The sequence below is a fragment of the Rhodococcus sp. MS13 genome (assembly GCF_013277835.1).
GTDB classification, from domain to species: Bacteria; Actinomycetota; Actinomycetes; order Mycobacteriales; family Mycobacteriaceae; genus Rhodococcus_F; species Rhodococcus_F erythropolis.
Genome location: NZ_VBTL01000007.1, coordinates 361300 through 386290 on the forward strand (window position 1 = coordinate 361300; position 24991 = coordinate 386290).

Consider the following 24991-nt stretch of genomic DNA (forward strand, 5'->3'; position numbering starts at 1 on the left):
GTCGTCGTCAGGCGTCAGGCGCACCGCAGTGCTGCGGTGCTCAACGCAAGGCTAGAAACCGGTTGCCCACACCTGCTTCACCGGAAACGTTCGGCTTCACGGGCAAGTTCGGTCAACCGTTCACACAACTGTGCGAGTTCCGAGCTTTCGGCTCCCTCGGCAACAGCAGTCGCCACATCTTCGGCGGCGCAGCGAACCTCGAACATCCGATCCACCAGTTCGACGGCCTCGACGGCGGTCAAGATGACGGCGTCAGCCGGGATCGTCGTGCCCTTGACGGCATTGCGCTGCTCGTACGCGCGCTGGCGACAAGACTGGCTGCAGTACCGGCGACGACGACCCACTCCCGTCACCGCGACCTCGCGGCCGCACCACACACACGGGTTTCCGGAACGCGCAGTCTGCGGTGATCCGACGCGTGTGCTCTCAGCCATGAGTCGACACTGTACTCGAGATTCGGACGCCTTCGATGAACGCGCGCGGTACCCGGTAAGATGGAGAGGTTGCGTCTTCTCGCCACACGGGAACCAATCGGGTGCTCGTGGCGTTGTAGATGAGTGTGAGCGTCTACTCCCCAAGTCAGGGCGCCCACCAGCGGTGACGAACGAAGAGAGGACACCACCATGGCAGATCGCGTACTTCGAGGTAGCCGTCTCGGAGCTGTGAGCTACGAGACCGACCGTGACCATGACCTCGCGCCCCGTCGTATGGCCAAGTACAAGTGCGAGAACGGCGAGATCTTCGACATCCCGTTCGCGGACGAAGCCGAGATCCCCGGCACCTGGTTGTGCCGCAACGGCCTCGAAGGCGCCCTCATGGAGGGAACTGCCCCCGAAGCCAAGAAGGTCAAGCCTCCCCGCACCCACTGGGACATGCTGCTCGAGCGTCGCTCGGTCGAGGAACTCGAAGAGCTCCTCAAAGAGCGTCTCGATTTGCTGAAGGCCAAGCGTCGCGGCGCATGAACTAGCACTTCGATCAAGACCGTCCGGTTCTACACCGGGCGGTCTTTCTCGTTCTACGGGGAGTGATCGTTCACAAGTCGACGTCATACTTCGGCCCTTCTTCGACGTGGCAACTTCAGGATGCTTCGCGGTCCTCAAAGGCACTTCAGGACAACGTCATTCAGCATCCAGGCGCACTCGCGAGCCGACAGTGCGCGGATTCGCGATTCGCGCTGGAGAACCATCGGCACTGCTTCGTGCACCAGTGTGAGCTGTATCCCCCACCCCGCGACACACCAAACTTCGGTACCCCACTCACGCCGATCGTGAACTGGTAGCCCAGTCACTCGGCCGGGTTGCTTGCCAAGTGACGTTGGCAAACAACCCGGCCGACTGGGGTGTGGGTAAATGACTTACGGTGCTGAACGGTACTTCCGCTACTTCGCGGTCACTGAGCGATGCTCTGTGCCGCGGTTCCTTGGCGGAGGCGGGTGATTTCGTTGCGTGATTCGACGACCTGGGAGCTGTCGTCGCCCTTGCTGACAGCAAGGTCGCTGCACAGATCCAGCGCGGCACGAACGATATGTCGTCGTTGGCGACGTTCGGTGCGAGTGGGTGCGGCTTTCGCGTAAGTGCGTTGTTGTCGCCATCCGCCGGCGGCTGTCACCTCGGCGTCGGTCAGGACGCCGGACTCGATTTCCGGGGCGAGAATGTCACGGACGAAGTGGGATTCACGTGGGTGCGCCCAGACGAACGCGATCCACAAGGCAGTGAAAGCGAAGACGATGTCGCCGATCATGATGACGAACACGAGCGAACTGCTGCCGCCGGCGATCGCGAGCATCGAATCCCACACGCCGTGGATCAGGATGGGTGCCACGATCAACGCCAATCCGCGTCCGATCCGCCGGGGCTGGGCCGGGGTGCCGATCAGATAGATCACGCCGGCGCAGAAAAGGGCTGTAAAGAGGGGATGAGAGACGATGTCGGAGTAGGTGCGGGTGGCGATGGAACCGATCAGGCCGTCGGTTTGGTGGGCGCCGAAGCCCTGCGTCGCGCCGGCAATCGAGTACAGAAAGTCTTCGCTGGTCTGGAATCCCAAGCCGATGAAAGCGCCGAGTAGCAGGCCGTCGGTTGCGGTGCGCACCAGTCGCGGTGCAAGCGCGAGGAGGACGACGATGCCGATGCCTTTGGCGGTTTCCTCCACGAACGGTGCAGAGAGGCCCGCATGCCAGTCCTGAGCCCATACCTGCCCGAAAATCTTCGTGTAGAGCGAGCCGACTGCTCCGTTCGCGGGTACTGCGATAGTGAACGTTGCTGCGGTGGCGCCCCAGATGAAGCCGGTGACCACTAGTCCTACGGGTTGGCGTTCGTAGCGGTCGATGTGCCGGAACCACCATGTCCAGACCGCGGCGCTGATGATGCCGACGATGCCGGCAACGAGGAGTGCGCGCCCGAAGTATCCGGCGAAGGGGGCGAACATCTGCCAGCCTTTGACGAGGCCGAATCCGCACATCCACAGGTATATCCAGAACACGACGTTGCGTGGTTGGAAGAAGTGAAATTTCTCGCCCCAGGCCGTCGTATCGAATGCGCGGGAGCGGGTTTCGAGGAGATCGCTGCTCACTTGGTGTCTCCCTCATGTGTGCCGATGGAGGCGATCATGTCGGTGATTTCTCGACTGCGGGCGGCGATCTGATCGGGTGGGCCGACTACCTGTACCCGAATTCCCTCGCCGTCGGCGACGAATGTGGTCACCGATCCGGCGGACCGCGGAGTGTCAAAGCTGACCTGGACGCCGCTCAGACCCCCGTCGGTGCTGATCGGCTGGCGTGTACCGGAGACCGCAAGCACGGAACTGCCGTTCGTCGCAAGACTCACGGCATCTGTTTGGGAGAGGAGCTCGTCGGCAGTTCCACTGAATGTGTCGGCGTCGACGCTCACGGTGACGGTGCCGCCGGTCAACGTCACACGTGGGAGCGAATCGGACGCGCCATGTTGGTCGGTTCGGAAACCACTCTCGACATTCCAGCCCGCAGGTGCGGCGAAGGAGACCGTTTCGGTCACGGCCATTCGGTCTCCGGCGCCGGTTGGATCTTCGGAGGAGACAGCGGAATCGATGGCGGGCACGATCACGGTCCAGAGCATCCACACCCCCAAGATCGCGAGGGCGTGTGGGAAGACGCGTGTGTCGAGTCCGAGGAAGCGGTGATCCGCTGGTGGACGTCGTCCGTGTATGGGCTCGTGCTTGTGTGCAGTACTCGAAATAACGCTCAATTTCCCTCGTTTCCATTGCACGGCAGGTGCACTGACTATCGCAGAAACGGACAAATTCCGTGCATCAGCCGGCACCTGCCGGTCATCGAGACGATCGTGCACCAAGTTCCCGTCGGCGCGAGATCACCGAGAGCTCCTAGTCGACGGTGAACCGTCGCATCGCCAGATGTCCGAACACGCCGACCAGAATCAACGTGACGCCTGCGGTCACGGAAACGGAGTCGGTCACCAACCCCGCGATGCCGGTCACGGCTACGAACACCGGCAAAAAGTCGAACAGCCTGAAAATCGACTGCGGTGGTTCGGTTTCGAGGCCCTGAGCCTGAGCGGCCTTGTTCGGCGCATACTCGGGGTACCACTCGGTGAAGGAGATCGCGAAGAAGGTTCCGAGCAACTGCAGAATCCATCCGGTCCAGAAGTTGTCTCCGTCGTGCAGCAGTGCGTCTCCGAACAAGCCCACTGCGGCCGACCATGTGAAGGCGAGCGCCCACACTGCGGTGATGACGTAGTTGATGCGCAGAAACAGTGGCGTCGTCCAATACTCTTCAGGCGTCGACTCTTTCGCGTACTGCAAAGTGAAAGGATTGCGGAGCAGGATCGATCCGAAGGCAAAGACCACCAGCGCGATGTTGGTCAGTTCGCCTCCCCAGAGTTCGAACCACCGAATCGTGTTCGCCGACGCGAGGAGGCCGATGGCCGCCAGAACGCCGAAGAACACGACGTCGAAGACCTCCAACAGCTTCACCGTGCCGCCGCGCCGGTGACTGGCCGCCAAGATCAGCAGCGACAACCCGAGCGCGGCGGCCGCGGATTCCTCGAACCTTCCCGGCCCGGAGAGCAAGGACAGCAGGATCCACGGTGACAGCCCCGCGAGCGGTGACTGCAGCACCGCGTCGACGACACTGGTCTTGCGAACTGCAGTCTGGGGCTCGGTCTTCTCAGGCTGGGCCTTGTCTGGCTCGGTCTTGTCTGGCTCGGTCACAGGAGGCCGCCTTTACGCAGGAACGGGTGGCACAGCGAGTACCCGCATAGGCGCCCCTCGGAACATCGGCAGCCCGATATCCGTTGCTCGGGTCAGATTGCCGCAGTCTCCTCTGGTGATTGCTCGGCCCGATCTCGGCGCCGGGCTACCAGCGCCATGGCAATCGCACCGACCGCGATGATGCTGAGCACGATCTCCGGCGCCGGACCTACTCGGGTAGCGAGGGTGGAGCTGGTCGAGAGCGGCACCTTCGCCACAAGTGCCGCCGGCACGAACAGGTCGGTCTGCGACGTCACTGCCCCGTCGGGAGCGATGATTGCGCTGACACCACTGGTTGCGGCCACAACGACGGCACGGCCGTGCTCGACTGCCCGCACACGGGACATTGCCAGCTGCTGATACGTCATCTCGGTGTCCCCGAAGGTGGCGTTGTTGGTCGGTACTGCCAGCAGCTGCGCACCATTGCGCACCGATTCCTGGAACGCCCGGTCGAACGCAACCTCGTAACAAGTCGCGACGCCGATCGGTACACCCGCTGCGTGGACAACGCCGTTGCCCTCGCCGGGCACGAAATTGCCCGCACGATCGGCGTACGAGGAGAAGTTCCGGAAGAAGCTTCGGTATGGCAGGTATTCACCGAACGGCTGGATGATCTTCTTGTCGTGCTGTTCCTGAGGACCATTGGCGCCGTCCCACACGATCACTGAATTGGTGGTCGTACGATCGGCATTCACGAGTACGGTGCCGACAAGAATCGGGGCTCCGATCGCTTCGGAGGCTCGGGTGATGTCGGCCGCGGCATCGGCGTTTCGCAGTGGGTCGATGTCAGAGGCATTTTCCGGCCAGATCACGACGTCAGGCTGATCGACGCGGCCCGCGTCCACCTCGGCTGCCAGTTTCACAGTTTCGGTGACGTGGTTGTCGAGGACCTGCTTGCGTTGCGAGTTGAAGTCCAAGCCCAACCGCGGAACGCTGCCCTGGATCGCGGCGACGGTGATCGTTCGGTCGCCGGAATCCATGGTGGCAAGAAACGGCGACACCACGAGAGCAACGATCACGGGCACGATGGCGGCGGCAACGGCTCCGAAGAATCCTCGGTCCCATCGTTTTGCCGCGACAACGACGACGACTGCTGCCAAGCCGGTACCGGTCAGGGCCACCGCGAAGCTGAGCAGCGGCGCACCGCCGATACTCGCGAGTGGGAGGAGCCATCCTTCGGATTGACCGAATGCGAGCCTGCCCCAAGGAAATCCGCCGAAAGGGACGCTGGAACGAAGCCACTCGGTAAGCGTCCAGGTCGCGGCAATCCACAAAGGTGCCCAAGGCAACCTCGCCACCAGTACCGCCAGCAACCCGAACAGTCCGATGAACAACGACTCCACCGCGGCCAACGCGATCCACGGGACCGCGCCCACGAACACACCGATCCACGGAAGCAACGGCACCAGGAATCCGAGACCGGCCAGGTACCCGTAACCGAAGCCGGCACGAAGACGCAATCCGCCTCGACCGAAGTTCGTCAACACGCACGTCAGAAGAGCGATCCCGACTGGCGCCAGAAACCACAGCGGACGAGGTGGGAACCCGGCGAAGATCAAGAATCCGCCTGTGGCTGCGTACAGCGAACGTAGCCATGCCGAACCGGTGAGCACAGCGCTCACGCGGGAGCGATCACTGCTGGGCGCCTCTGCGCCGGCCTCACTCACTCGTCGAGCCGCGCTGGTAGACGACGCGTCCGCGATGCACCGACTTGATGCAGACCGGAATCGGCGCATCTTCCGCCAGCCTGGGCAGAGCGGGTACTCGCGAGCGCGGATCGGTAGACCATCGCTGAACCGAATCGGCCGGTGCACTGACTTCGAGTTCGCCTGCCGCCCACAACACGTAGGAGGCGGGTGCACCCGGATTGAGCGTTCCCGCGGCGCCGTCCCGCACTCCGCCCGCGCGCCAGGCGCCGCGCGTTGCGGCGGAGAAGGCCGCACGCGGTGAGATTCCACTTCCGTCGGTGCGGTGCTGGACAGCGGCGCGCAGCATCGCCCACGGCTCGATGGGGGTGACCGGGGCATCGGAGCTGAATGCGAGCGAGACACCCTTACCGGCAGCAGGTGCAAACGGATTCAACGCTGCTGCGCGGTCGACTCCCAGGCGCGTGGCGTACAGACCGTCGGTACCGCCCCACAGTGCGTCGAACACCGGTTGGACGCTCGCGATGACACCCAAGGCCGCGAAGGTTTCCGCGTCGGCCATCGACATCATTTCCGCGTGCTCGAGGCGGTGACCCAACGCGGCGACCTTGGGGCCACCCAGTTCGTCGGCGACCTTGCGGAACGCGGCCGCTGCCGACGAGACGGCACCGTCGCCGATGGCATGGAAGCCGGCCTGGACACCCGCGAGGGTGCAGGCCCGGATGTGTGCGGCGATCGCGTCGACGTCGAGATAGGCGTTGCCCGTCGAATCAGGTTGGTCTGCATAGGGTTCGAGCAGCCACGCGGTATGCGAACCGAGCGAACCGTCGATGAAGAGATCTCCGCCGAGTCCGTCTGCTCCGGTTTTGTCGAGGAGTGCGCGAGCATCCTCTTCGGTGTCGACGCGCTCACCCCAGTAACCCCGAACCTCCACTCCGTGGTCGTGGGCCAGTAGTTCCTGGAAATCGGTCAGTCCCGAGATGTCCGGTCCGCCGCACTCGTGCACTGCGACGATCCCGCGGGAGGCGCACAGATCGAGCGCCGCGGTACGAGCAGACGCGCGCTGAGATTCGGTCAGCAGGTTCCGAGTCGCATTGCGCGCCAGGTGGTGTGCGTCGAAGGTCAGCGGGCCGTCGGCCGAGTATCCGGCAGTGTCGGCGAGGCCGGAGATCCCGTCGCGCAATGCGCTCGAGCACGCGGCCGAGTGAACGTCGATCCGCGAGAGATACACCTTGCGGCCAGGGGCAGCCGCGTCGAGATCCGCGGTCGAGGGCGGCGTCTGATCTGCCCACTCGGTGTCGTCCCAACCGTGTCCCCAGATGACTGCGTCGGGATGGGCAGTTTCGGGGTTTGCCGCTGCGAATGTTCGTACTCGCGAGAGGCATTCGTCCAGTGAGTTCGCGCCCACGAGATCCAGACCGACGAGATTGAGTCCCAATGCAGTGATGTGGACGTGGGTGTCGACGAACCCGGGAGTGACAAACCCACCGCCCAGGTCTTCGATCTCCGCGGCGGGGTGCAACGCCCGTCCGGCGCGCTCGTCGCCGACCCACACGACGGTGCCGTCGGTGATGGCGATCGAGGTCGCGTCAGGTGCAAATGAACTGTAGATCCGGCCGTTGACCAGCAGACGAGTAGTCACGAGCACCCAGTCTGCCTGTTAGTACTGCGGCCCCCGCGAACGGGTGGGTGTATCCGTGTCCAGAATCTCACCCTCGAGGACCAGTTCCTTGCCGTTGCTTGCTACGTACTCGGTGGTTTCGGGTGTCTCGACGATGATCTCGCCGTCGATCACCTCGCCGTTTCCGCGCATGCGCGCCGCGTAGCCGACGGTTCCGGCGAAGGCGTCACCACCGGCGGCAAATGCTGCTGCGCGCTTGCCTGCCAGGAGCACCGCAAGCGGGCGGAGCGCCCACCGGGTCGGCGGAATCAGAAGCAGAAGGCCCAGAACGGAAGTCACGAGTCCGGGTACGAACATCAACGCGGAGCCCGCCGCGACCAAGGCGCCGTCGGCGACCGCCAGTGACGGCGATCCCTCACCCCTCGTTGCCTTGCGGAATCCGTCCATGACTCGTCGCCACTGCGAACGCATGAGGATCAATCCGACAAGCGAACCGGCGAGAAACAGCAGCACTGTCCAGGCGACACCGATGGCGTTGCCCACGATGACCAATGCGGCGATCTCGACGATCACGTAGAGGAGGAATACGGCGGCGATCATGACGTCCCCTTTCAGACGGTCTATCCGTTCAACGCTCGAGGGGCCGGATTTTCTCCCGACAACGACGCAGAGGTGCAAAACAGGCGAGTGCCGTGAGTCACGCGGGCCTTCTCTCGCGCACGTGCGACTTGCCTGGCGTTAACTAACGCTCCGCTAACGATTCTAAACCTCAAGTTGACGTTGAGACTATGCGCATGGTCAAGTCACTTCGGGCCGCCTTTCCCGGCCTCATGAAATGAAGGAGCCCGACATGAGCCGACTCCCCGGCAAGACACTCGCCCGACGCATTCCCGCTGCCATCGCCGGCACTGCCGCCGTCGTGGCACTCACGGCCGGCAGCACGATGATCAGCGCGGGAACCGCGGCCGCAGAACCGGTAGTACCCGAAGGAATTGCCGCGCTGATCGCGCAGGCCGCAGCCATCTCCCCCGAAGCCTCTGCTACTGTTCAGCAGTTGATCGGCACGGCAGGCGCTGATCAGATCACGACCGCCCTCGATCTCCCGGACATCGGCGTCACCAAGCCGCAGTCGTTCATGTACCCCGCACCGACGGTCGGGTGTGGCGTGGCCGGTGAACCTGTCACCGTCACCCTCAGCTCCGCACAGGCCGGTCCGAACTTCCCGTTGCCGCCGTGGGTCGAGGCCGACCATCTCCGGTTCCAGGCAATCCCGGGTTACGTCGGCATACCCAAGACCTCAGGGTTGAGTGTTGCCTGGATCAACGTCGGCACCTTCAAGGGTGGCATCGTCCCGTTGGACGAGAAGTTGCCCGTACTCGATACGCCGTTGCTCTCGAAGGTCGTCGACACCGGCGACGGCAAGGTGTTTGCCGCTCTCTTCGGCAATGTCGATTACGCAGACGGGAAGACCTGCATCGTGCTGCCAACAGTGGGCGCTTTTGATGCCTGAGCAGAGCGAAACGCTCGCTGCCTGACAGGCGGCTGGCCTACGCGCCCGGAGTCACCAGTCCGGTCTCGTAGGCCAGCACCACCGCCTGCACACGATCACGCAGATCGAGTTTGGTCAGAATGCGTCCGACGTGCGACTTGATCGTCGATTCGGACAGGTACAGCTGCTGTGCGATCTCGATGTTCGACAGTCCCGTGGCCACGTGCCCGAGGACTTCGCGTTCGCGTTCGGTCAGGACGTCGAGAACCACCGGATCGCGTCGCGGCGCCGGACCGTCCACGATGAACCTCGACAGCAGACGACGTGTCACCTTCGGGGAAACAACCGCATCACCGGCCGCCACGCTGCGGATAGCCGACACGAGGTCCTCGGGCGGGGTGTCTTTGAGAAGAAACCCACTCGCTCCGGCACGCAGGGCGCCGAGCGCGTGTTCGTCCAGGTCGAACGTCGTCATGACCAGGACCCTGGATTCGATCCCGGAGGCAAGAATCTGCTCCGTCGCTTTCACACCGTCGACAATCGGCATCCGCACATCCATCAACACGACGTCAGGCTTCAGCGCCACCGCCGCTGCGACCGCCGCGGCTCCGTCACCGGCCTCACCGATCACCGAGATGTCCTCATGTGCTTCGAGCACCATGTTCAGGCCCATCCGCATGAGTTCCTGGTCGTCGACTAGCAGCACGGTGATGGGCACGGCGTAAACCTATCGGGCCTGAGACGTCGGTGCCAATGCGATTGCGGCGAGCCGGTATCAATCGTGGATCTCGAGCGGCAACTCTGCGTACACACGCCAACTGCCGTCGGGGCGTCGTCCCGTCTCGAGCGTCCCGTGCAGTACCGCCACCCGCTCACGCATGCCGACCAGTCCGTTGCCCGAACCGTGAGCGAAGGTCGAGCTCGACGTTCCGTTGTCGACGACCTCGAGCAGTACCGCGGTCTCGGTGCGGCGCACGGTGACTCGGGCCTTCGGGTTCGCGCCGGCGTGGCGGAGGACATTGGTCAGTGATTCCTGAACGAGGCGATGAATGCCAAGGCTGACCGATGGACTGACGTCGTCGAGCTCGCCGGTCAGCTCGAGGCGCACGCCGAGACCGGCGGCACGCATCATCTCGACGACCTTGGCAATGCCGGCCGTTCCGTGTTGCGGCATCAAATCGCTACTGACCTCGGTGCGCAGAAGCGAGACGGTCCGGCGAAGCTCGGCAAGCGCATCACGTCCGGTGCTGGAGATGTTGCCGAGCGCCTTCTTCGCCAACGCCGGATTGGAATCGACGGCATACGAGGCGCCGTCCGCTTGAACGATCATCACGCTGACCGCGTGGGCAACGACGTCGTGGAGTTCGCGGGCGATCCGGGTTCTTTCCGTCGCCACCGCATCCTCGGCGCGGCGGTCTCGTTCGTATTCGGCCACTTCGAGTCTGGCGGCCACTTCCTCGTCGTAGGCACGTCGCGCGCTCAAGAACTCGGCGGTGATCCAGGCCAGCGCATAGAGCAGCGTCGCGATGATGATCGTCAGGATCACGTCTTGGCGGATGACGAGCAACGAGAAAGTCATGTCCAGGGCAAGGAAGCACGCGAATATCGCCCCGGTACGCCGATCGACGTACGCAACGAGTGTGTAGAGCGAAACTCCGAGCGCCAGCAGGCCTGGATGTTCCGCAGCCGGATCCCCGGTCGCCCACATCATCAGGGTCGCGAAGTACGACATCGACAATATGGACGCAGCGGACACACGCGGATATTTGCGACGCCACACGACGGGAAGGCAGATCAGAAATCCGACGACGAGCTGAGGCCACCGCTCCTCACGCGGCGAACTGACGAACGTGACTACCTCGAGCGCGAAGAACACGAGCGCCAGCGCGCTGTCCGCGATCATCGGCTTTCCTCGCAGCCACAGGCTGAACCTCCGCATGTGATCAAGAGTGTCACAGCTGTGAAAGAGTCACCGCCGTGGATATTGCTGATTGGGGACTGCTGATGACGGCAGCAACGGCGGCGGGTTGGGTGGACGCCGTCGTCGGCGGCGGCGGATTGATTCTGTTGCCCGCACTCTTTCTGGTCGCCCCGCAATTGACCCCGCAGGCCGCACTGGCCACCAACAAACTGACGGCATTCACCGGGACGAGTGCTGCGGTGTACACGTTCTCGCGTCGAATCCCGATGCAATGGCGGCAGATGGCGCCGGCAGCCGCCTTGGCAGCGGTGACGTCCGCGTGCGGGGCGGCGGCCGTTTCACTGATCGACAAGAAGTACTTCATTCCGATCGTGATGGTCGTACTCGTCGCTGTCGCCGTCTTCGTGACAATGCGGCCGACGCTGGGCACCACGATCGCCACTCATCGTCCGACGCAGCGCAAGACCGTCCTCGTCTTGCTGCTCTCCGCCGGACTCATCGGGCTTTACGACGGTCTGCTCGGCCCCGGCACCGGCACTTTCCTCATCATCAGCTTCGCCACCTTCCTCGGAACCGAATTCGTTCGAAGCGCAGCCATGGCGAAGGTGATCAATCTCGGTTCCAATTTCGGCGCGCTCGCCTACTTCGCCGTCACCGGGCATGTCTGGTGGAGTTTGGGTTTGGCGATGGCGGTGTGCAACGTTCTCGGCGCGGTCATCGGTTCGCGGATGGCGCTGAGCAAGGGATCCGGATTCGTCCGGATCACGCTGTTGGTGGTCGTGATCGCCATGGTGATTCGCCTCGGATGGCAGCAGTTCGGTTGAGATCGGCGGTCGTCGGCTAGCGTCGTGTGCGTGACCGTCACCCGAGATGTCGATGCAGATTTCCTCGCCCTCCCGCTGCGAGCCGTCGCTGATGCGGCGCTGTCGGCAGCGAGAACAGCCGGCGCCCAGCACGCCGATGTTCGTGTCCACCGCGTGCTCACACAGTCGATCCGCTTGCGCGACGGCGTAGTTCAGGCGGTGTCCGACGGAGACGAGATCGGGGTCGCCGTCCGTGTGATCGTCGACGGCACGTGGGGATTCGCCTCGCACGCCGACGTATCTCCTGACGTCGCGGCTGCGCTGGCACGCCAAGCGGTCGAGGTTGCGAAGGCATTACGCTCGCTCAATCGGGATCCGGTCACCCTCGCCGACGAGCCCGTCTATGCCGACGCGACGTGGGTGTCCCCGTACCTCGAAGATCCCTTCGCGACACCGACGGCCGACAAGGTAGCGCTGCTGGTCGACTACTCCGGACGGCTTCAAGCCGCTGACGGCGTGGATCACGTCACGGCGAGTGTCCTCCAGGTCAAGGAGCAAACTTTCTACGCGGATCTGGCCGGTTCGTCGATCACCCAGCAACGGGTGCGTCTGCACCCCGAGTTCGAGGCGACCGCCGTCGACAAATCGGCCGGCAGCTTCGAATCGATGCGCACCTTGGCGCCGCCGGTAGGTCGCGGATGGGAGTACCTCGGGGCGGAGAGCACATGGAACTGGGGTGAAGAGCTCGCGCAGATCCCGGAGTGGCTGGCCGAGAAGACCAAGGCGCCCACTGTCGAAGCAGGTCCGACCGACCTCGTGATCGATCCGACCAATCTGTGGCTCACGATCCACGAATCCATCGGACACGCCACCGAATACGACCGGGCGATCGGCTACGAAGCGGCCTACGCCGGTACGTCGTTCGCGACGCCGGACAAGCTGGGAACGCTGAAATACGGAACGCCACTCATGCACGTGACCGCCGATCGTAACGAAGAGCACGGCCTGGCCAGCGTCGGATTCGACGACGACGGCGTCGCCTCTCAACGGTGGGATCTGGTGGCAGACGGAACACTGGTCGGGTATCAACTAGACCGCGTGTTCGCGCGGAGGCTGGGGCTGACGCGTTCCAACGGCTGCTCGTACGCCGACTCCGCACATCACGTTCCCATCCAGCGAATGGCCAACGTCTCGCTCTCCCCCGACCCTTCTACGGACACCTCGACCGCAGACCTGATCTCGCGAGTCGAGAACGGCATCTACGTCGTCGGTGACAAGTCCTGGTCGATCGACATGCAGCGCTACAACTTCCAGTTCACCGGTCAGCGGTTCTTCAAGATCCGTGACGGAAAGCTCGACGGTCAGGTGCGTGACGTGGCGTATCAGGCGACGACGACGGATTTCTGGGGCTCGATGGAAGCCGTTGGCGGTGAGTCGACCTGGCGCCTGCAGGGCGCATTCAACTGCGGCAAGGCGCAACCCGGTCAGGTTGCGGCGGTCAGCCACGGCTGCCCGTCCGCTCTGTTCCGCGGAGTCAACATCCTCAATACTCGTTCGGAGGCTCAGCAGTGATCGATCCGCAGCAGGTCGTCGAGCGTGCATTGGCCGCGAGGACGGTAGACGAATCGTTGGTGATCGTGACCGATGCGAGTGAGGCGTCGCTGCGGTGGGCCAACAATTCGATGACCACCAACGGAGTTTCGCTGTCCCGGACGTGGACGGTGATCTCGATCGTGCGCGAGGGTGACATCGCGAAGGTGGGCACTGTCAGTTCCAGCAGTGTCGATCCGGAGCAGATTTCCGCACTCGTACAGGCAAGCGAACAGGCTGCGCGCACAGCCACTCCGGCTGACGACGCGTCCGACCTGATCACGCAGTCGGCGGCAGAGACAGACTGGGACCTGCCGGCCGCCCTGACCGACATCGGTGTCTTTGCGCAGTTGGCTGCCGACCTGTCCACGGCCTTCGACAGTGACGACCAGTTGTTCGGCTTCGCTCACCACCAGTTGCACACCACCTGGCTCGGAACTTCGACGGGCGTGCGACGTAGAACGGCTCAGGCCACCGGCTCCGTGGAGATCAACGGCAAGCGCGGCGACGCCAGCGCCTGGGTCGGATCCGGAACTGTCGATTTCACTGACATTTCAGTGCCGAATCTTTTGTCGCAGTTGACCACTCGGCTCGACTGGGCGGAGAATTCGGTCAGTCTGCCTGCCGGCCGCTACGAGACGATTCTTCCGCCTTCTGCTGTCGCGGACCTGATGATCTATCTGATGTGGACCATGGAGGGTCGCGGCGCCGAAGAGGGCCACACCGCACTTTCCACCACCGGTGGTACCCGGATCGGCGAGAAGCTCGGATTGCCACTGACACTCACCTCCGACCCCGGCGCCGAGGGCTTGCAGTCCGCGCCGTTCGTGATCACGACGTCGTCGAGTGAATCCGTCTCACTGTTCGACAACGGTATGGAGATCGAACCCGTCGACTGGGTCCGAGACGGCGTCGTCAATGCGCTGGCGTACCCGCGCCACGCTGCACGAGAGTTCGGTCGACCTGTCGCAGTTCCCGGCGACAATCTCATCCTGACCGGTGGTGACGACACCTCGATCGAGGACATGATCGCAGGTACCGAGAAGGGTCTACTGCTCACAACCCTCTGGTACATCCGTGAGGTGGATCCGACGACGCTGCTGTTGACCGGACTCACCCGTGACGGGGTGTATTTGATCGAGGACGGCAAGATCGTCGGCGCCGTCAACAACTTCCGTTTCAACGAGAGCCCGCTCGATCTCCTGCGGCGGGTCACCGAGGCTGGACGCACCGAGATCACGCTTCCCCGCGAGTGGAAAGACTGGTTCACCCGCACGGCCATGCCGCCGATGCGGATTCCCGACTTCCACATGTCCTCGGTCAGCCAGGCGCAGTGATGACGAAGGTCGTGATCGCCGGCGGTACCGGCGCTCTCGGCCGCCGAATCAGCGACGATCTCGCCGACCGCGGGTATGACGTCGTGGTCCTGACTCGGTCACCGAAACCCGGCAGGCACAGGCAGGTTCAGTGGGACGGTGTCACGGTAGGCGACTGGGCAGGAGAACTCGACGGCGCCGCGGTGATCAACCTCGCCGGCGAGTTGGTCGATCGCCGACCCACCCCGGCAAACATCGCACTGCTCACCAGTTCCCGAGTCGATCCGACCCGCGCACTGGTCGAAGCGTCGAAACTACTGGCGCACCCTGTTCCGGTGTGGATCCAAGCGAGCACGCTCGCAATCTACGGCGACGCCGGAGAGACCCGACTCGACGAGGCTTCCCCACTCGCTGACGGACCACCTCAGATGACCGACGTCGCAAAGGACTGGGAGGCAGCGGTCGAGGGAGCAAACACGTCACGAGTAGTGATCCTGCGAACCAGCGTCGTGTTGGAGAAGGGCACACCGGCGCTCGAGCGACTCCTGTTGCTCGTACGTCTCGGTCTGGGCGGACGCGTTGCGTCAGGTCGACAATGGACAAGTTGGATTCACATCGACGACTGGCTGTCGATCGTTCGTTGGGCCCTCGAACCCGATTCGGCTGCCTCGGGGGTGGTCATCGCGACTGCCCCGGATCCCGTCCGCAATTCAGAACTGATGGCCGGGCTGCGCAAGCACCTTCACCGGCCACCTGCGCCGCCGACGCCCGCTGTCATGGTCAGATTCGGCGCGTTCCTGCTGCGCAGCGACGCTGCCTTGGGCCTGACGGGTCGTCACGCCGTGTCGAAAGTGCTGACGGACAACGGCTTCCCCTTCACCTATCCGCGGTTCGATTCAGCGTTGGACGATCTGCTCGGCAACTGACGCGGTCAAGCTGCAGTGATGGCAAGTCCGATCGTTCCGGTCTTGCCGCGGCGCAGGAGACTGCCTTTCATGGTGATCCAGCCAAGGATTCCGTAGCGACGCGCGATCGCGTCGCGAGCATGATCGGTGCCCGGCGCGTCGAGGATCTCGGCGACGGCGGCAACCGGTTCACCCTTCGGATTTCCCCGCGCGTCACACGCGGCGACTGTGACCGAGGGGTTTCGCTTGATGCGCTTGACCTTGTAGGAATCGGTGACGGTCCACATCAGGAGCTTGTCGCCGTCCGGCGCGGCCCAGAGCGGCGTCGCCACCGGCGTTCCGTCCTTGCGGAAGGTAGTGAGTAGGACGTACTTGGCCTCGGAGACGCGCTTGAAGTCGGAGTTCACTCCTCGAGGATAGGGGCGGGAACCTCTCACTGGACACCGATGAGCCTCGGCGACTATCCGGCGACCTTCCGCAATCGGCTGAAACATGCCACTTATGCACGTTTTATCCGGTTTCTGCGCGCATTCAACATGCCGTTTCGTCCCCAAACTCCATCTCGAGTTATTCTGAGGCAAATCGTCGAACTGGGGAGTCGAACAAACACATGCAGCGTCGTGACATGCAGCGTCGTGACTTTTTCAAAGCGGCCGGAGTGGGGGCAGCAGTTGCAGCCGCGACACCGCTCATGTCGACCTCGATCAGCCACGCCGCCCCCGCGCCTCTGCGTGCGCTACCGATGGGTGCCGATCACTACCGCGCGCTCGTCCCCGAGTTGTTCGTACCCTCGCCTACTCCCCCGGAACATTCCGAAGCCATCGTCATCGGGTCAGGTTTCGGCGCCAGCGCGACCGCTCTCCGGTTGGCGCAGAGCGGCACCCAGGTCACCATCCTCGAACGCGGACTCCGATGGCCGCATGATCCGCAGCGGGAGATTCACACCTCCGACATGCTGGCCGACGGCCGCGGAGTTTTCCGGCGCACATCGTTCACCAACCTCACCGGACTCCCGGTGGTGTGCGACTACTTCAGCGGCGTCCTCGATGCCACCGACTACGAACACATCTCGGTCTGGCGCGGCGCTGCAGTCGGCGGTGGTTCCATCATCTTCACCGGCGTGATGATCGCGCCCGAGCGCCGATTCTTCGACGCAGTCTTCGGCAACTCCCTCGATTACGACGAGATGGCGTCCACCTGGTACCCCAAGGTGCGCCAGATGCTGCGTCTGAGCCCGTTGCCCGAAGACATTTACCAAACCCCGAATTTCGGCCACTCGCGTCGTTGGGATCAGGACGCTCGTCGTGCCGGATTCGATCCGCAGCGGATCGACGGGATCTGGAACTGGGACGTGGTGCGCTCAGAACTCGACGGCCGAACCCGAGCCTCGGCCACTGTCGGTGACAGCAACATGGGTAACTCCAACGGCGCGAAGTTCGACCTCACGCAGAACTACATTCCCGCCGCCGAAGCCACCGGACGAGCCACCGTCTGTTACGGACATCAGGTGCTCGCGATCAGTCGCGAACGTGATGGACGCTACGTCGTCGACGTCGAATCGACGGATCCGACGGGTGGCGTTCTGGCCCGGAAGACTCTTACCTGTGACCGTCTGTTCCTCGGCGCCGGTTCGATCGGCACCTCCGAACTGCTGGTACGCGCCCAGGCGACGGGCGCGCTGCCGAACCTCAACGAACACGTCGGTAAGGGCTGGGGAACGAACGGCGACGCCGGGATGGTGCGCTCGTTCGGCTTCAGTGACGGCACTGCGCAAGCCGCACCGTCGGCATCACGGATCGTCGACGAGTCGGGAATGCCCCTCTCCCTGGAAAACTGGTACGTCCCCGGCCTACCCGTCAACATCGGCATGCTCGGAACCTTGGGTATGACCCTCGATTCGCAGCGCGCCGACTTCGCCTACGACGGGGGCAACGATCGGGTGGTGCTGAACTGGCCGAAGAACGGCAACGACGCCACCGTCGAGGCCCTGCGCGCCGTCCAGAACAAGATGGCCTTCGCCGGCACCACGCTGCCGTCCGCCCTGCCGTTCGCGAAGGACGTCAATTCCTCGTTCACCGCGCATCCCCTCGGCGGTGCGGTTCTGGGCAAGGCCACTGACGGCTACGGGCGAGTCAAGGGCTACGACGGCCTGTACGTGATGGACGGCGCTGCTATTCCGGGCAGCACCGGCACCGTCAATCCGTCACTGACCATCACTGCTCTGGCGGAGCGGAACATCGCTCAGATCATCAAGTCCGGACGCTGAAACACCTCAGCGCCCGGACCTGCCGGTGATTCTCGAGGTTTACTCCCCCTCGAGTTCGCCTTCGGTTTCGAGGTACACCTGACGCAAGCCGTCGAGTGTCTTCTGCTCGGGGTGCTCCCACATGTTGCGCTCGGCGGCTTCGAGGAGCCGCTCGGCGATTCCGTGTAGTGCCCACGGATTGGATTGCGTCATGAACTTCTGGTTCTGCTCATCCAGAACGTAGGTTTCGGCGAGCTTTTCGTACATCCAGTCCGCGACCACGTTGGTGGTGGCGTCGTACCCGAAGAGGTAGTCGACCGTGGCTGCCATCTCGAAGGCACCCTTGTACCCGTGACGGCGCATCGCGTCGAGCCAGCGGGGATTGACCACGCGCGCCCGGAAGACACGTGCGGTCTCTTCCGAAAGTGTGCGTGTGCGAACCGATTCCGGCCTAGTGCTGTCGCCGATATATGCCTCGGGCGACTTTCCGGTCAGCGCGCGCACGGTGGCAACCATGCCGCCGTGGTACTGGAAGTAGTCGTCCGAATCGGCGATGTCGTGCTCACGTGTGTCGGTGTTCTTGGCCGCCACGTTGATTCGACGGTAAGCACTGCGCATGTCGTCGGCTGCCGGGATTCCGTCGAGCCCACGGCCGTACGCGAAGCCGCCCCAGTTGGTGTACACCTCGGCGAGGTCGTCGTCACCGCGCCAGGTCTTGGAGTCGATGAGTTGCAGCAGTCCGGCGCCGTAGGTTCCGGGCTTCGAACCGAAGATACGGGTGGTCGCACGCCTGGCGTCGCCGTGCTCGGCAAGGTCGGCCTGTGAGTGGGCGCGCACGTAGTTCTGCTCGTCCGTCTCGTCCAGTGCCGCGACCAGCTGAACGGCGTCGTCGAGCAGTGCGAGCACGTGAGGGAACGCATCACGGAAGAATCCGGAGATGCGGACGGTGACGTCGATGCGCGGGCGACCGAGTTCTTCGAGATCGATGACTTCGAGGTTGACGACGCGTCGGCTTGCTTCGTCCCAGACGGGGCGAACACCGAGGAGCGCGAACACTTCGGCGATGTCGTCGCCGGAGGTACGCATGGCGGCGGTTCCCCACACCGACAGACCCACCGAGCGCGGGTATTCGCCGTGATCGGCGAGATACCGAGCGGCGAGCGACTCGGCCATCGCCTGACCGGTCTCCCACGCCAGGCGTGAAGGAACTGCCTTGGGGTCGACGGAGTAGAAGTTACGACCAGTGGGAAGAACGTTGATCAGGCCGCGGAGCGGTGACCCACTCGGACCCGCGGCGATGAATCCGCCGTCGAGCGCGTGCAGGACCTGCTTGATCTCGTTGTCGGTCTGCCGCAGACGCGGAACCACTTCGGTGGCCGCGAACTGCAGGATCTTCACGACGGTCTCGTCGTCGCTGAGTTGTTCTGCCGCAGCGGGGTTCCAATCGGCGTCGTACATGCCGCGAACCAGTGCGTGCGCCTTTTCCTCGACGTCGTCGACACGGCTGCGCGACTCGTCGCCGTCTTCGCTGAGCCCGAGTGCTTCACGCAAACCGGGGACGCTCTGTTCGCCGCCCCACATCTGACGGGCACGCAGCATGGCGAGGACCAGTTCGATTTCGGCATCGCCCTGGGGTGCACGGCCGAGAATGTGCAGACCGTCGCGGATCTGGACGTCCTTGATCTCGCACAGCCAACCGTCGACGTGCAGGAGCATGTCGTCGAACACGTCTTCTTCAGGCCGCTCGGCGAGGCCGAGGTCGTGGTCCATCTTGGCGGCACGCATCAGTGTCCAGATCTGCTGGCGAATAGCCGGGAGCTTGGACGGATCGAGTGCGGAAATGTTGGAGTGCTCGTCGAGCAGTTGCTCGAGGCGGGAGATGTCGCCGTAGCTTTCGGCACGGGCCATCGGCGGGATCAGGTGATCGACGAGCGTCGCGTGAGCACGACGCTTGGCCTGTGTTCCCTCGCCCGGGTCGTTGACCAGGAACGGGTAGATCAGCGGCAGGTCGCCGAGCGCTGCGTCGGTGCCGCAGTTGCTGGACATGCCGAGCGTCTTGCCCGGCAACCATTCGAGGTTGCCGTGCTTGCCGAGGTGCACAACGGCGTCGGCGCCGAATCCGCCGTTGTCCGGGGTGGCAGCGATCCAGCGGTAGGCCGCGAGGTAGTGGTGGCTCGGCGGCAGATCCGGGTCGTGGTAGATCGCGACAGGCTTTTCACCGAATCCCCGTGGCGGCTGGACCATGAGGACGATGTTGTTGAATCGCAGTGCCGCGATGACGATTTCGCCGTCCGGATCCTGCGAGCGATCGACGTACAACTCGCCGGGCGCTGTGCCCCAGTGTTCCTCGACTCCGCTGCGCAACTCTTCGGGCAGGGTGGCGAACCAGTCGCGGTACTTCGCTGCCGAGATGCGGATCGGATTGCCCTCGAGCTGCTCGGCAGTGAGCCAGTCGGGATCCTGTCCGCCGGCCGCGATCAGGGCGTGGATCAGCGCATCGCCGTCCTTGGCTGCCAGGCCGGGAACTGCGTCAGGACCGTCGACCGGACCGAGGTCGTAACCGGCAGAACGCATTTCGGTGAGCAGATCGATTGCGCTCGCCGGAGTGTCGAGGCCGACGGCGTTGCCGATACGGGCGTGCTTGGTCGGGTACGCCGAGAGCATCAGAGCAACGCGACGCTGGGTGGTCGGAATGTGGCGAAGCTTGCCGTGACGGACTGCGATGCCGGCGACACGGGCAGCGCGCTCGACATCGGGGACGTACGTGGACAGCCCGTCGGAGTCGATTTCCTTGAAGGAGAACGGGACGGTGATGATGCGACCGTCGAACTCCGGCACCGCGACCTGCGTCGCGACGTCGAGAGGCGACAGTCCGTCGTCGTTCTCGTCCCAGGTGGCGCGGCTACTGGTCAGGCACAGCCCCTGCAGGATCGGGACGTCGAGTGCAGCGAGTGCGGCGACATCCCAGGCTTCGTCGTCCCCACCGGCGGACGCGGTGGCGGGCTTGGTGCCGCCGGCAGCAAGAACTGTCACGACCATGGCGTCGGCGCGGCGGAGCGTGCTCAGAAGTTCGGCTTCTGCGGTTCGCAGAGATGCGCAGTAGATCGGCAGCGCGGTGCCCCCGGCCTCGGCGACCGCGTCGCACAACGCCTGGATATACCGGGTGTTTCCGGCCAAATGCTGGGCGCGGTAGTACAGCACTGCGATGACCGGACCGCTCGCCGAGTCGAGATCGGGCGCGAAATCAGCGATGCCCCAGGAAGGCAGGTGAGCCGGCGGCTCGAAACCGTGGCCGGTGAGCAGGACGGTGTCGGAGAGGAAGTGGTGCAGCTGTGCCAGATTCTGTGCGCCACCCTCGGCCAGGTAGTTGTGCGCCTCGGCAGCAACACCGGCGGAGACCGTCGAGCACTCCATGAGGTCGGCATCCGGCGCGTGCTCGCCGCCGAGAACGACTACGGGCAGTCCGGAGGCGAGGACCATGTCCAGGCCGTCTTCCCAGCTGCGACGGCTGCCGAGGATACGAACGATCACGAGGTCGACGCCGTCGAGCAAGGGCGGCAAGTCCTCCGAGACCAGCAAGCGTGAGGGGTTGGCCCAGCGATAGGAGACGCCGTCGCCGGCTTCCTGGCTGGCGCGGGCGCTCAGCAGATCGGTGTCGGACGTGGAGAGCAGAAGAATCACGGGTGAAGCCTTCCTGGGGTTTCGCGCCCCGTGGCACAGATCTGTCATCGACGGCGGTTGAGGGTCTGACTTGTGTTTCCGAGCGGAAACACGTCCCGCTCGAGCAACACTCACAGTGGCGCGACCGCACCGGACTTTCACCGGTTTCCTCAACTGCCGTCACTGGTGGTGGTGATGCTACCGGTCCGCAGAAGGCACTCATCACAGGTCGTACCCTGGAGCCATGCCCACGGACCGTTCACAGCCAGACGCGTGCCCGGGTGCACTGCAAGTTCACCACGCCGCCGACGGCGCACTGGCACGCGTGCGCCTACCCGGCGGACTCCTCACCCCGGTCCAATTGCAGACGCTCGCCGACGCAGCGCGCGATCTCGGCAACGGGCAGATGGAACTCACCTCGAGGGGCAACGTCCAACTGCGCTCCGTCTCGGACCCCGAAGCCTTCGCAGCGCGAATCGCTTCGGCCGGTCTGCTGCCGTCCGCGACGCACGAGCGAGTGCGCAACATCCTCGCGTCCCCACTGTCCGGCCGTATCGGGGGCGTAGCCGACATTCGTGAACTGGTCCACCGTCTCGATTCGGCGATCCAAGCGGATCAAGCATTGGCGGATCTGCCAGGGCGAACCCTGTTCACCCTCGACGACGGGCGCGGAGACATCACCGGGCTACGGGGCGATTTCGGACTCCATGCGCGCAGCGCCACCGAGCATTCACTGGTGCTCGCCGGTCACCACACCACTCATCTCGTCCAGGCGGACGACGCCGTCGCATTGCTCCTCGAGGCGGCTCGATCATTCCTCGACGTCCGCGACAAGCACTGGCGCCTGGCCGAGGTTCCGGACGGTATCGAACGCACCCTCGAGCAGCTGGGTCTGAGCGCCGAGTCCACCGGTGCGGCGGACCTCACGCCGGATGCACGGCCCACCATCGGCTGGCTCGAGCAGCGCGACGGGACCGTAGCCCTGGGCGGAGGCTTGCGATTCGGGCTGCTGGACGCTCGGCTGGCCGAGTTCCTGGCCGCCGTCGACAAGCCCGTTGTCGTGACGCCGTGGCGATCGGTGCACATCTTCGACCTCGACGAATGGGCTGCCGAGCAGGTAGTCCGGGTGTTGGCGCCGATGGGGTTGATCTTCGACGAGAACTCACCGTGGCTCGACGTCACCGCCTGCACCGGAAGCCCGGGATGCGAGAAGTCGCTCGCCGATGTGCGCACCGACGCCGTCACCGCGGTAGAGCAGGCAGAACTGCCCGTCGTCGGGCGCCAGCACTGGGCCGGGTGCGACCGCAGCTGCGGACGTCCCCGCGGGGACGTAGCGGATGTGATTGCGACGAGTGACGGTTACCGGGTGAATCCGGCCGATCGGTGATGCCTCTATCGTGTGGCACATGATCGAGTACATCCGTGACGGCGCGGAAATCTATCGCCAGTCCTTTGCCACCATTCGGGCCGAAGCCGACCTGAGCCGTTTCCCGGCGGATGTCTCGCAAGCCGTAGTGCGCATGATTCATGCAAGTGGCCAGGTCGATCTCGTCGACGACGTCGCCTTCACACCCGGTGTCGTCTCGGCTGCGCGCGCAGCTCTGCGCGACGGCGCGCCGATCTTCTGCGACGCCCAGATGGTGGCTGCCGGCATCACGCGCAAGCGTCTGCCCGCCGGCAACGACGTCATCTGCACCCTCGGCGATCCGCGGGTTCCCGTGCTGGCGTCGACCATCGACAACACTCGTTCGGCGGCTGCTCTCGAACTGTGGGGAGCCAAGCTCGAGGGCGCTGTTGTCGCGATCGGAAACGCACCCACCGCACTGTTCCATCTCCTGAACCTCATCGAAGCTGGCGCGCCCCGTCCGGCCGCCATCGTCGGAGGTCCGGTCGGCTTCATCGGCGCTGCCGAGTCGAAGGAAGCCCTCATCGAACACGCCAGCGGGATCGATCATCTCGTGCTCCGCGGCCGACGCGGCGGCAGCGCGATCACCGCGGCCGTCGTCAATGCGATTGCGAGCGAAGTCGAATGAGTGCAGGCAAGCTCTGGGGTGTAGGTATCGGCCCCGGCGATCCCGAATTGGTGACCGTCAAGGCCGCCCGCGTCATCGGCGAGGCCGATGTGGTTGCGTTCCACTCCGCGCGGCATGGCAAGAGCATCTCCCGCGGAGTTGCAGCGCCGCACATGCGCGAAGGACAGATCGAAGAACACCTCGTATACCCCGTGACCACCGAGACCGTTGATCATCCCGGCGGATACCAGGGCGCGATGGACGAGTTCTACGAAGCGGCTGCCGAACGGTTGGCAGTTCACCTCGCGGCCGGTCGAACCGTTGCCCTGCTCGCGGCCGGCGATCCGCTCTTCTACAGCTCCTACATGCACATGCACAAGCGGCTGGCCGATCGCTTCGACGCCGAAGTGATTCCCGGTGTGACCTCGGTCAGCGCGGCATCTGCTGCACTCGGAAAGCCGCTGGTCGAGGGTGAAGAGATCCTGACGATCCTGCCCGGAACATTGCCGCAGGCTGAGCTGACCAGGCGGCTCAAGGAAACCGACGCCGCAGCCATCCTCAAGCTCGGACGTACGTTCCCGCCGGTCCTGCAATCGCTCGAGGATTCCGGCCGCTTGGATGAAGCGCACTACGTCGAGCGCGCGAGCACCACACGTCAACGCGTCGAATCCGCTGCCGAGGTCGACCCGGACGGAGTTCCGTACTTCTCGATCGCCATCGTTCCTAGCCCGTCGAACAACCCTCGACCAGCAACCGAATCCCGCGGCGAGGTGGTCGTGGTCGGACTCGGACCGGGCGACACCGCCTGGACCACACCCGAAGTGGCGCATGAGCTTTCGTTGGCCACCGACCTCGTCGGCTACGGCCCTTATGTCGATCGCGTGCCGACGCGTCCGGGCCAGCGGCGCCATTCCAGCGACAACCGCGTCGAAGCCGAACGCGCCGCGATGGCGTTGGACCTGGCGAAGAACGGCGCCCGTGTAGCTGTCGTCTCGTCGGGAGATCCCGGCGTATTCGCCATGGCTGCAGCAGTTCTCGAAGTTGCCGCCGAAGACCAGTGGCGCGGGGTCCCGGTCCGCATCCTTCCCGGCATGACGGCGGCAAACGCTGTCGCCAGTCGCGTCGGCGCTCCCCTCGGGCACGACTATGCGGTGCTCTCGTTGTCTGATCGCCTCAAGCCGTGGGATGTCGTCGCGCGCCGTATTTCGGCAGTTGCAGCCGCAGACATGGCATTTGCGGTCTACAACCCGGCGTCGAAGTCCCGGACGTGGCAGGTCCAAGCCATGAAGGACCTCGTGCTCGAGCACCGCTCCCCCGAGACTCCCGTCGTCATCGGCCGCGATGTTGCCGGTGCCGAGGAATCAGTTCGCGTCGTGACCCTCGGAGAGCTCAAGCCTTCCGAGATCGACATGCGGACGCTGCTCATCGTCGGTTCGTCGATGACAACCGTCGTCGAAACCGGTTCGGGCCGTCAGGTGTTCACCCCGCGGCGCTACCCGGAGTAACCACCACTCAGCGATAGCATGGCGTCATGCCCGTCAACC

Annotated in this window: 21 protein-coding genes and 1 riboswitch; of the genes, 10 read left to right on the forward strand and 11 right to left on the reverse strand. The window is 64.3% G+C overall.

Annotation, left to right across the window (positions count from 1 at the left end):
• Positions 1-77: 77 nt before the first annotated feature.
• Positions 78-434, reverse strand: coding sequence for a hypothetical protein (locus FEZ59_RS15735; protein ID WP_020907776.1), 357 nt, complete (start codon positions 432-434; stop codon positions 78-80).
• 189 nt (positions 435-623) lie between these two features.
• On the opposite strand from FEZ59_RS15735, the gene FEZ59_RS15740 reads away from it, so the two are divergent.
• On the forward strand, positions 624-962 hold the full coding sequence (locus FEZ59_RS15740; RefSeq protein ID WP_019748472.1) for an RNA polymerase-binding protein RbpA: 339 nt from the start codon (positions 624-626) through the stop codon (positions 960-962).
• Between the two features lie 427 nt (positions 963-1389).
• On the opposite strand, the gene FEZ59_RS15745 is transcribed toward FEZ59_RS15740, so the two are convergent.
• The 6 genes from FEZ59_RS15745 to FEZ59_RS15770 form a co-directional block, all read right to left on the reverse strand.
• Positions 1390-2568 carry a PrsW family glutamic-type intramembrane protease gene (locus tag FEZ59_RS15745; RefSeq protein ID WP_172932863.1) on the reverse strand — a complete coding sequence of 393 codons (1179 nt, stop codon included), beginning with the start codon at positions 2566-2568 and terminating at the stop codon, positions 1390-1392.
• On the reverse strand, positions 2565-3218 hold the full coding sequence (locus tag FEZ59_RS15750; RefSeq protein ID WP_228118220.1) for a hypothetical protein: 654 nt from the start codon (positions 3216-3218) through the stop codon (positions 2565-2567). The genes FEZ59_RS15745 and FEZ59_RS15750 overlap by 4 nt, the downstream gene beginning before the upstream one ends.
• A 136-nt stretch (positions 3219-3354) precedes the next feature.
• On the reverse strand, positions 3355-4200 hold the full coding sequence (locus FEZ59_RS15755) for a hypothetical protein (RefSeq protein ID WP_019748476.1): 846 nt from the start codon (positions 4198-4200) through the stop codon (positions 3355-3357).
• 92 nt (positions 4201-4292) lie between these two features.
• Positions 4293-5861 carry an apolipoprotein N-acyltransferase gene (lnt, locus tag FEZ59_RS15760; protein WP_172932893.1) on the reverse strand — a complete coding sequence of 523 codons (1569 nt, stop codon included), beginning with the start codon at positions 5859-5861 and terminating at the stop codon, positions 4293-4295.
• Between the two features lie 37 nt (positions 5862-5898).
• Positions 5899-7533, reverse strand: a complete 1635-nt coding sequence (locus FEZ59_RS15765) for an amidohydrolase family protein (RefSeq protein ID WP_172932864.1) — start codon at positions 7531-7533, stop codon at positions 5899-5901.
• Positions 7534-7545: 12 nt separating this feature from the next.
• Positions 7546-8106: an FxsA family protein gene (locus tag FEZ59_RS15770; protein ID WP_003944915.1), complete on the reverse strand. Its 561-nt coding sequence runs from the start codon at positions 8104-8106 to the stop codon at positions 7546-7548.
• Between the two features lie 250 nt (positions 8107-8356).
• Here FEZ59_RS15770 and FEZ59_RS15775 point away from each other — a divergent pair, with 250 nt between their 5' ends.
• On the forward strand, positions 8357-9016 hold the full coding sequence (locus tag FEZ59_RS15775; RefSeq protein ID WP_172932865.1) for a hypothetical protein: 660 nt from the start codon (positions 8357-8359) through the stop codon (positions 9014-9016).
• 37 nt (positions 9017-9053) lie between these two features.
• Here the strand turns inward: FEZ59_RS15775 and FEZ59_RS15780 are convergent, their stop codons facing one another.
• On the reverse strand, positions 9054-9713 hold the full coding sequence (locus FEZ59_RS15780; RefSeq protein ID WP_003945024.1) for a response regulator transcription factor: 660 nt from the start codon (positions 9711-9713) through the stop codon (positions 9054-9056).
• Between the two features lie 57 nt (positions 9714-9770).
• Positions 9771-10898: a sensor histidine kinase gene (locus FEZ59_RS15785; protein WP_020969643.1), complete on the reverse strand. Its 1128-nt coding sequence runs from the start codon at positions 10896-10898 to the stop codon at positions 9771-9773.
• 74 nt (positions 10899-10972) lie between these two features.
• Between FEZ59_RS15785 and FEZ59_RS15790 the strand changes: the two genes are divergently transcribed.
• The 4 genes from FEZ59_RS15790 to FEZ59_RS15805 are packed head-to-tail and all read left to right on the forward strand — an operon-like array spanning position 10973 to position 15551.
• Positions 10973-11740, forward strand: coding sequence for a TSUP family transporter (locus FEZ59_RS15790; RefSeq protein ID WP_080910376.1), 768 nt, complete (start codon positions 10973-10975; stop codon positions 11738-11740).
• Between the two features lie 30 nt (positions 11741-11770).
• Entirely contained in the window at positions 11771-13291 is a 1521-nt protein-coding gene (locus FEZ59_RS15795; RefSeq protein ID WP_172932866.1) for a metallopeptidase TldD-related protein, read from the forward strand.
• Positions 13288-14646, forward strand: coding sequence for a metallopeptidase TldD-related protein (locus tag FEZ59_RS15800; RefSeq protein ID WP_060938575.1), 1359 nt, complete (start codon positions 13288-13290; stop codon positions 14644-14646). The genes FEZ59_RS15795 and FEZ59_RS15800 overlap by 4 nt, the downstream gene beginning before the upstream one ends.
• A complete protein-coding gene (locus FEZ59_RS15805; protein ID WP_020969646.1) occupies positions 14646-15551 on the forward strand; it encodes a TIGR01777 family oxidoreductase in 906 nt (301 codons plus the stop codon). The genes FEZ59_RS15800 and FEZ59_RS15805 overlap by 1 nt, the downstream gene beginning before the upstream one ends.
• A gap of 5 nt (positions 15552-15556) precedes the next feature.
• Here FEZ59_RS15805 and FEZ59_RS15810 read toward each other — a convergent pair whose 3' ends face one another.
• Positions 15557-15937: a PPOX class F420-dependent oxidoreductase gene (locus tag FEZ59_RS15810; RefSeq protein WP_029255376.1), complete on the reverse strand. Its 381-nt coding sequence runs from the start codon at positions 15935-15937 to the stop codon at positions 15557-15559.
• A 203-nt stretch (positions 15938-16140) separates the two neighbouring features.
• Between FEZ59_RS15810 and FEZ59_RS15815 the strand changes: the two genes are divergently transcribed.
• Complete coding sequence (locus tag FEZ59_RS15815; protein ID WP_020907786.1) at positions 16141-17796, forward strand: GMC oxidoreductase; 1656 nt, start codon at positions 16141-16143, stop codon at positions 17794-17796.
• A gap of 39 nt (positions 17797-17835) precedes the next feature.
• Here FEZ59_RS15815 and cobN read toward each other — a convergent pair whose 3' ends face one another.
• A complete protein-coding gene (cobN, locus tag FEZ59_RS15820; protein WP_134999292.1) occupies positions 17836-21456 on the reverse strand; it encodes a cobaltochelatase subunit CobN in 3621 nt (1206 codons plus the stop codon).
• A 63-nt stretch (positions 21457-21519) separates the two neighbouring features.
• A riboswitch (cobalamin riboswitch) is annotated at positions 21520-21605 on the reverse strand.
• A gap of 74 nt (positions 21606-21679) precedes the next feature.
• Between cobN and cobG the strand changes: the two genes are divergently transcribed.
• Genes cobG through cobJ form a run of 3 tightly spaced genes read left to right on the forward strand, consistent with a single transcriptional unit; the run spans position 21680 to position 24952 of the window.
• Positions 21680-22822 carry a precorrin-3B synthase gene (gene cobG / locus FEZ59_RS15825; protein WP_172932867.1) on the forward strand — a complete coding sequence of 381 codons (1143 nt, stop codon included), beginning with the start codon at positions 21680-21682 and terminating at the stop codon, positions 22820-22822.
• Positions 22823-22841: 19 nt separating this feature from the next.
• Positions 22842-23468 carry a precorrin-8X methylmutase gene (locus FEZ59_RS15830; RefSeq protein WP_007729839.1) on the forward strand — a complete coding sequence of 209 codons (627 nt, stop codon included), beginning with the start codon at positions 22842-22844 and terminating at the stop codon, positions 23466-23468.
• Positions 23465-24952, forward strand: a complete 1488-nt coding sequence (gene cobJ / locus FEZ59_RS15835) for a precorrin-3B C(17)-methyltransferase (protein WP_172932868.1) — start codon at positions 23465-23467, stop codon at positions 24950-24952. The genes FEZ59_RS15830 and cobJ overlap by 4 nt, the downstream gene beginning before the upstream one ends.
• Positions 24953-24991: the final 39 nt, after the last annotated feature.

Excerpts from the sequence above, each read along its gene's own strand:
- FEZ59_RS15830 (WP_007729839.1), top strand. The coding sequence starts at position 22,842 with ATGATCGAGTACATCCGTGACGGCGCGGAAATCTATCGCCAGTCCTTT.
- FEZ59_RS15805 (WP_020969646.1), top strand. The coding sequence starts at position 14,646 with ATGACGAAGGTCGTGATCGCCGGCGGTACCGGCGCTCTCGGCCGCCGA.
- cobG (WP_172932867.1), top strand. The coding sequence starts at position 21,680 with ATGCCCACGGACCGTTCACAGCCAGACGCGTGCCCGGGTGCACTGCAA.
- cobJ (WP_172932868.1), top strand. The coding sequence starts at position 23,465 with ATGAGTGCAGGCAAGCTCTGGGGTGTAGGTATCGGCCCCGGCGATCCC.
- FEZ59_RS15775 (WP_172932865.1), top strand. The coding sequence starts at position 8,357 with ATGAGCCGACTCCCCGGCAAGACACTCGCCCGACGCATTCCCGCTGCC.
- FEZ59_RS15815 (WP_020907786.1), top strand. The coding sequence starts at position 16,141 with ATGCAGCGTCGTGACATGCAGCGTCGTGACTTTTTCAAAGCGGCCGGA.
- FEZ59_RS15785 (WP_020969643.1), bottom strand. The coding sequence starts at position 10,898 with ATGATCGCGGACAGCGCGCTGGCGCTCGTGTTCTTCGCGCTCGAGGTA.
- FEZ59_RS15735 (WP_020907776.1), bottom strand. The coding sequence starts at position 434 with ATGGCTGAGAGCACACGCGTCGGATCACCGCAGACTGCGCGTTCCGGA.
- FEZ59_RS15770 (WP_003944915.1), bottom strand. The coding sequence starts at position 8,106 with ATGATCGCCGCCGTATTCCTCCTCTACGTGATCGTCGAGATCGCCGCA.
- FEZ59_RS15740 (WP_019748472.1), top strand. The coding sequence starts at position 624 with ATGGCAGATCGCGTACTTCGAGGTAGCCGTCTCGGAGCTGTGAGCTAC.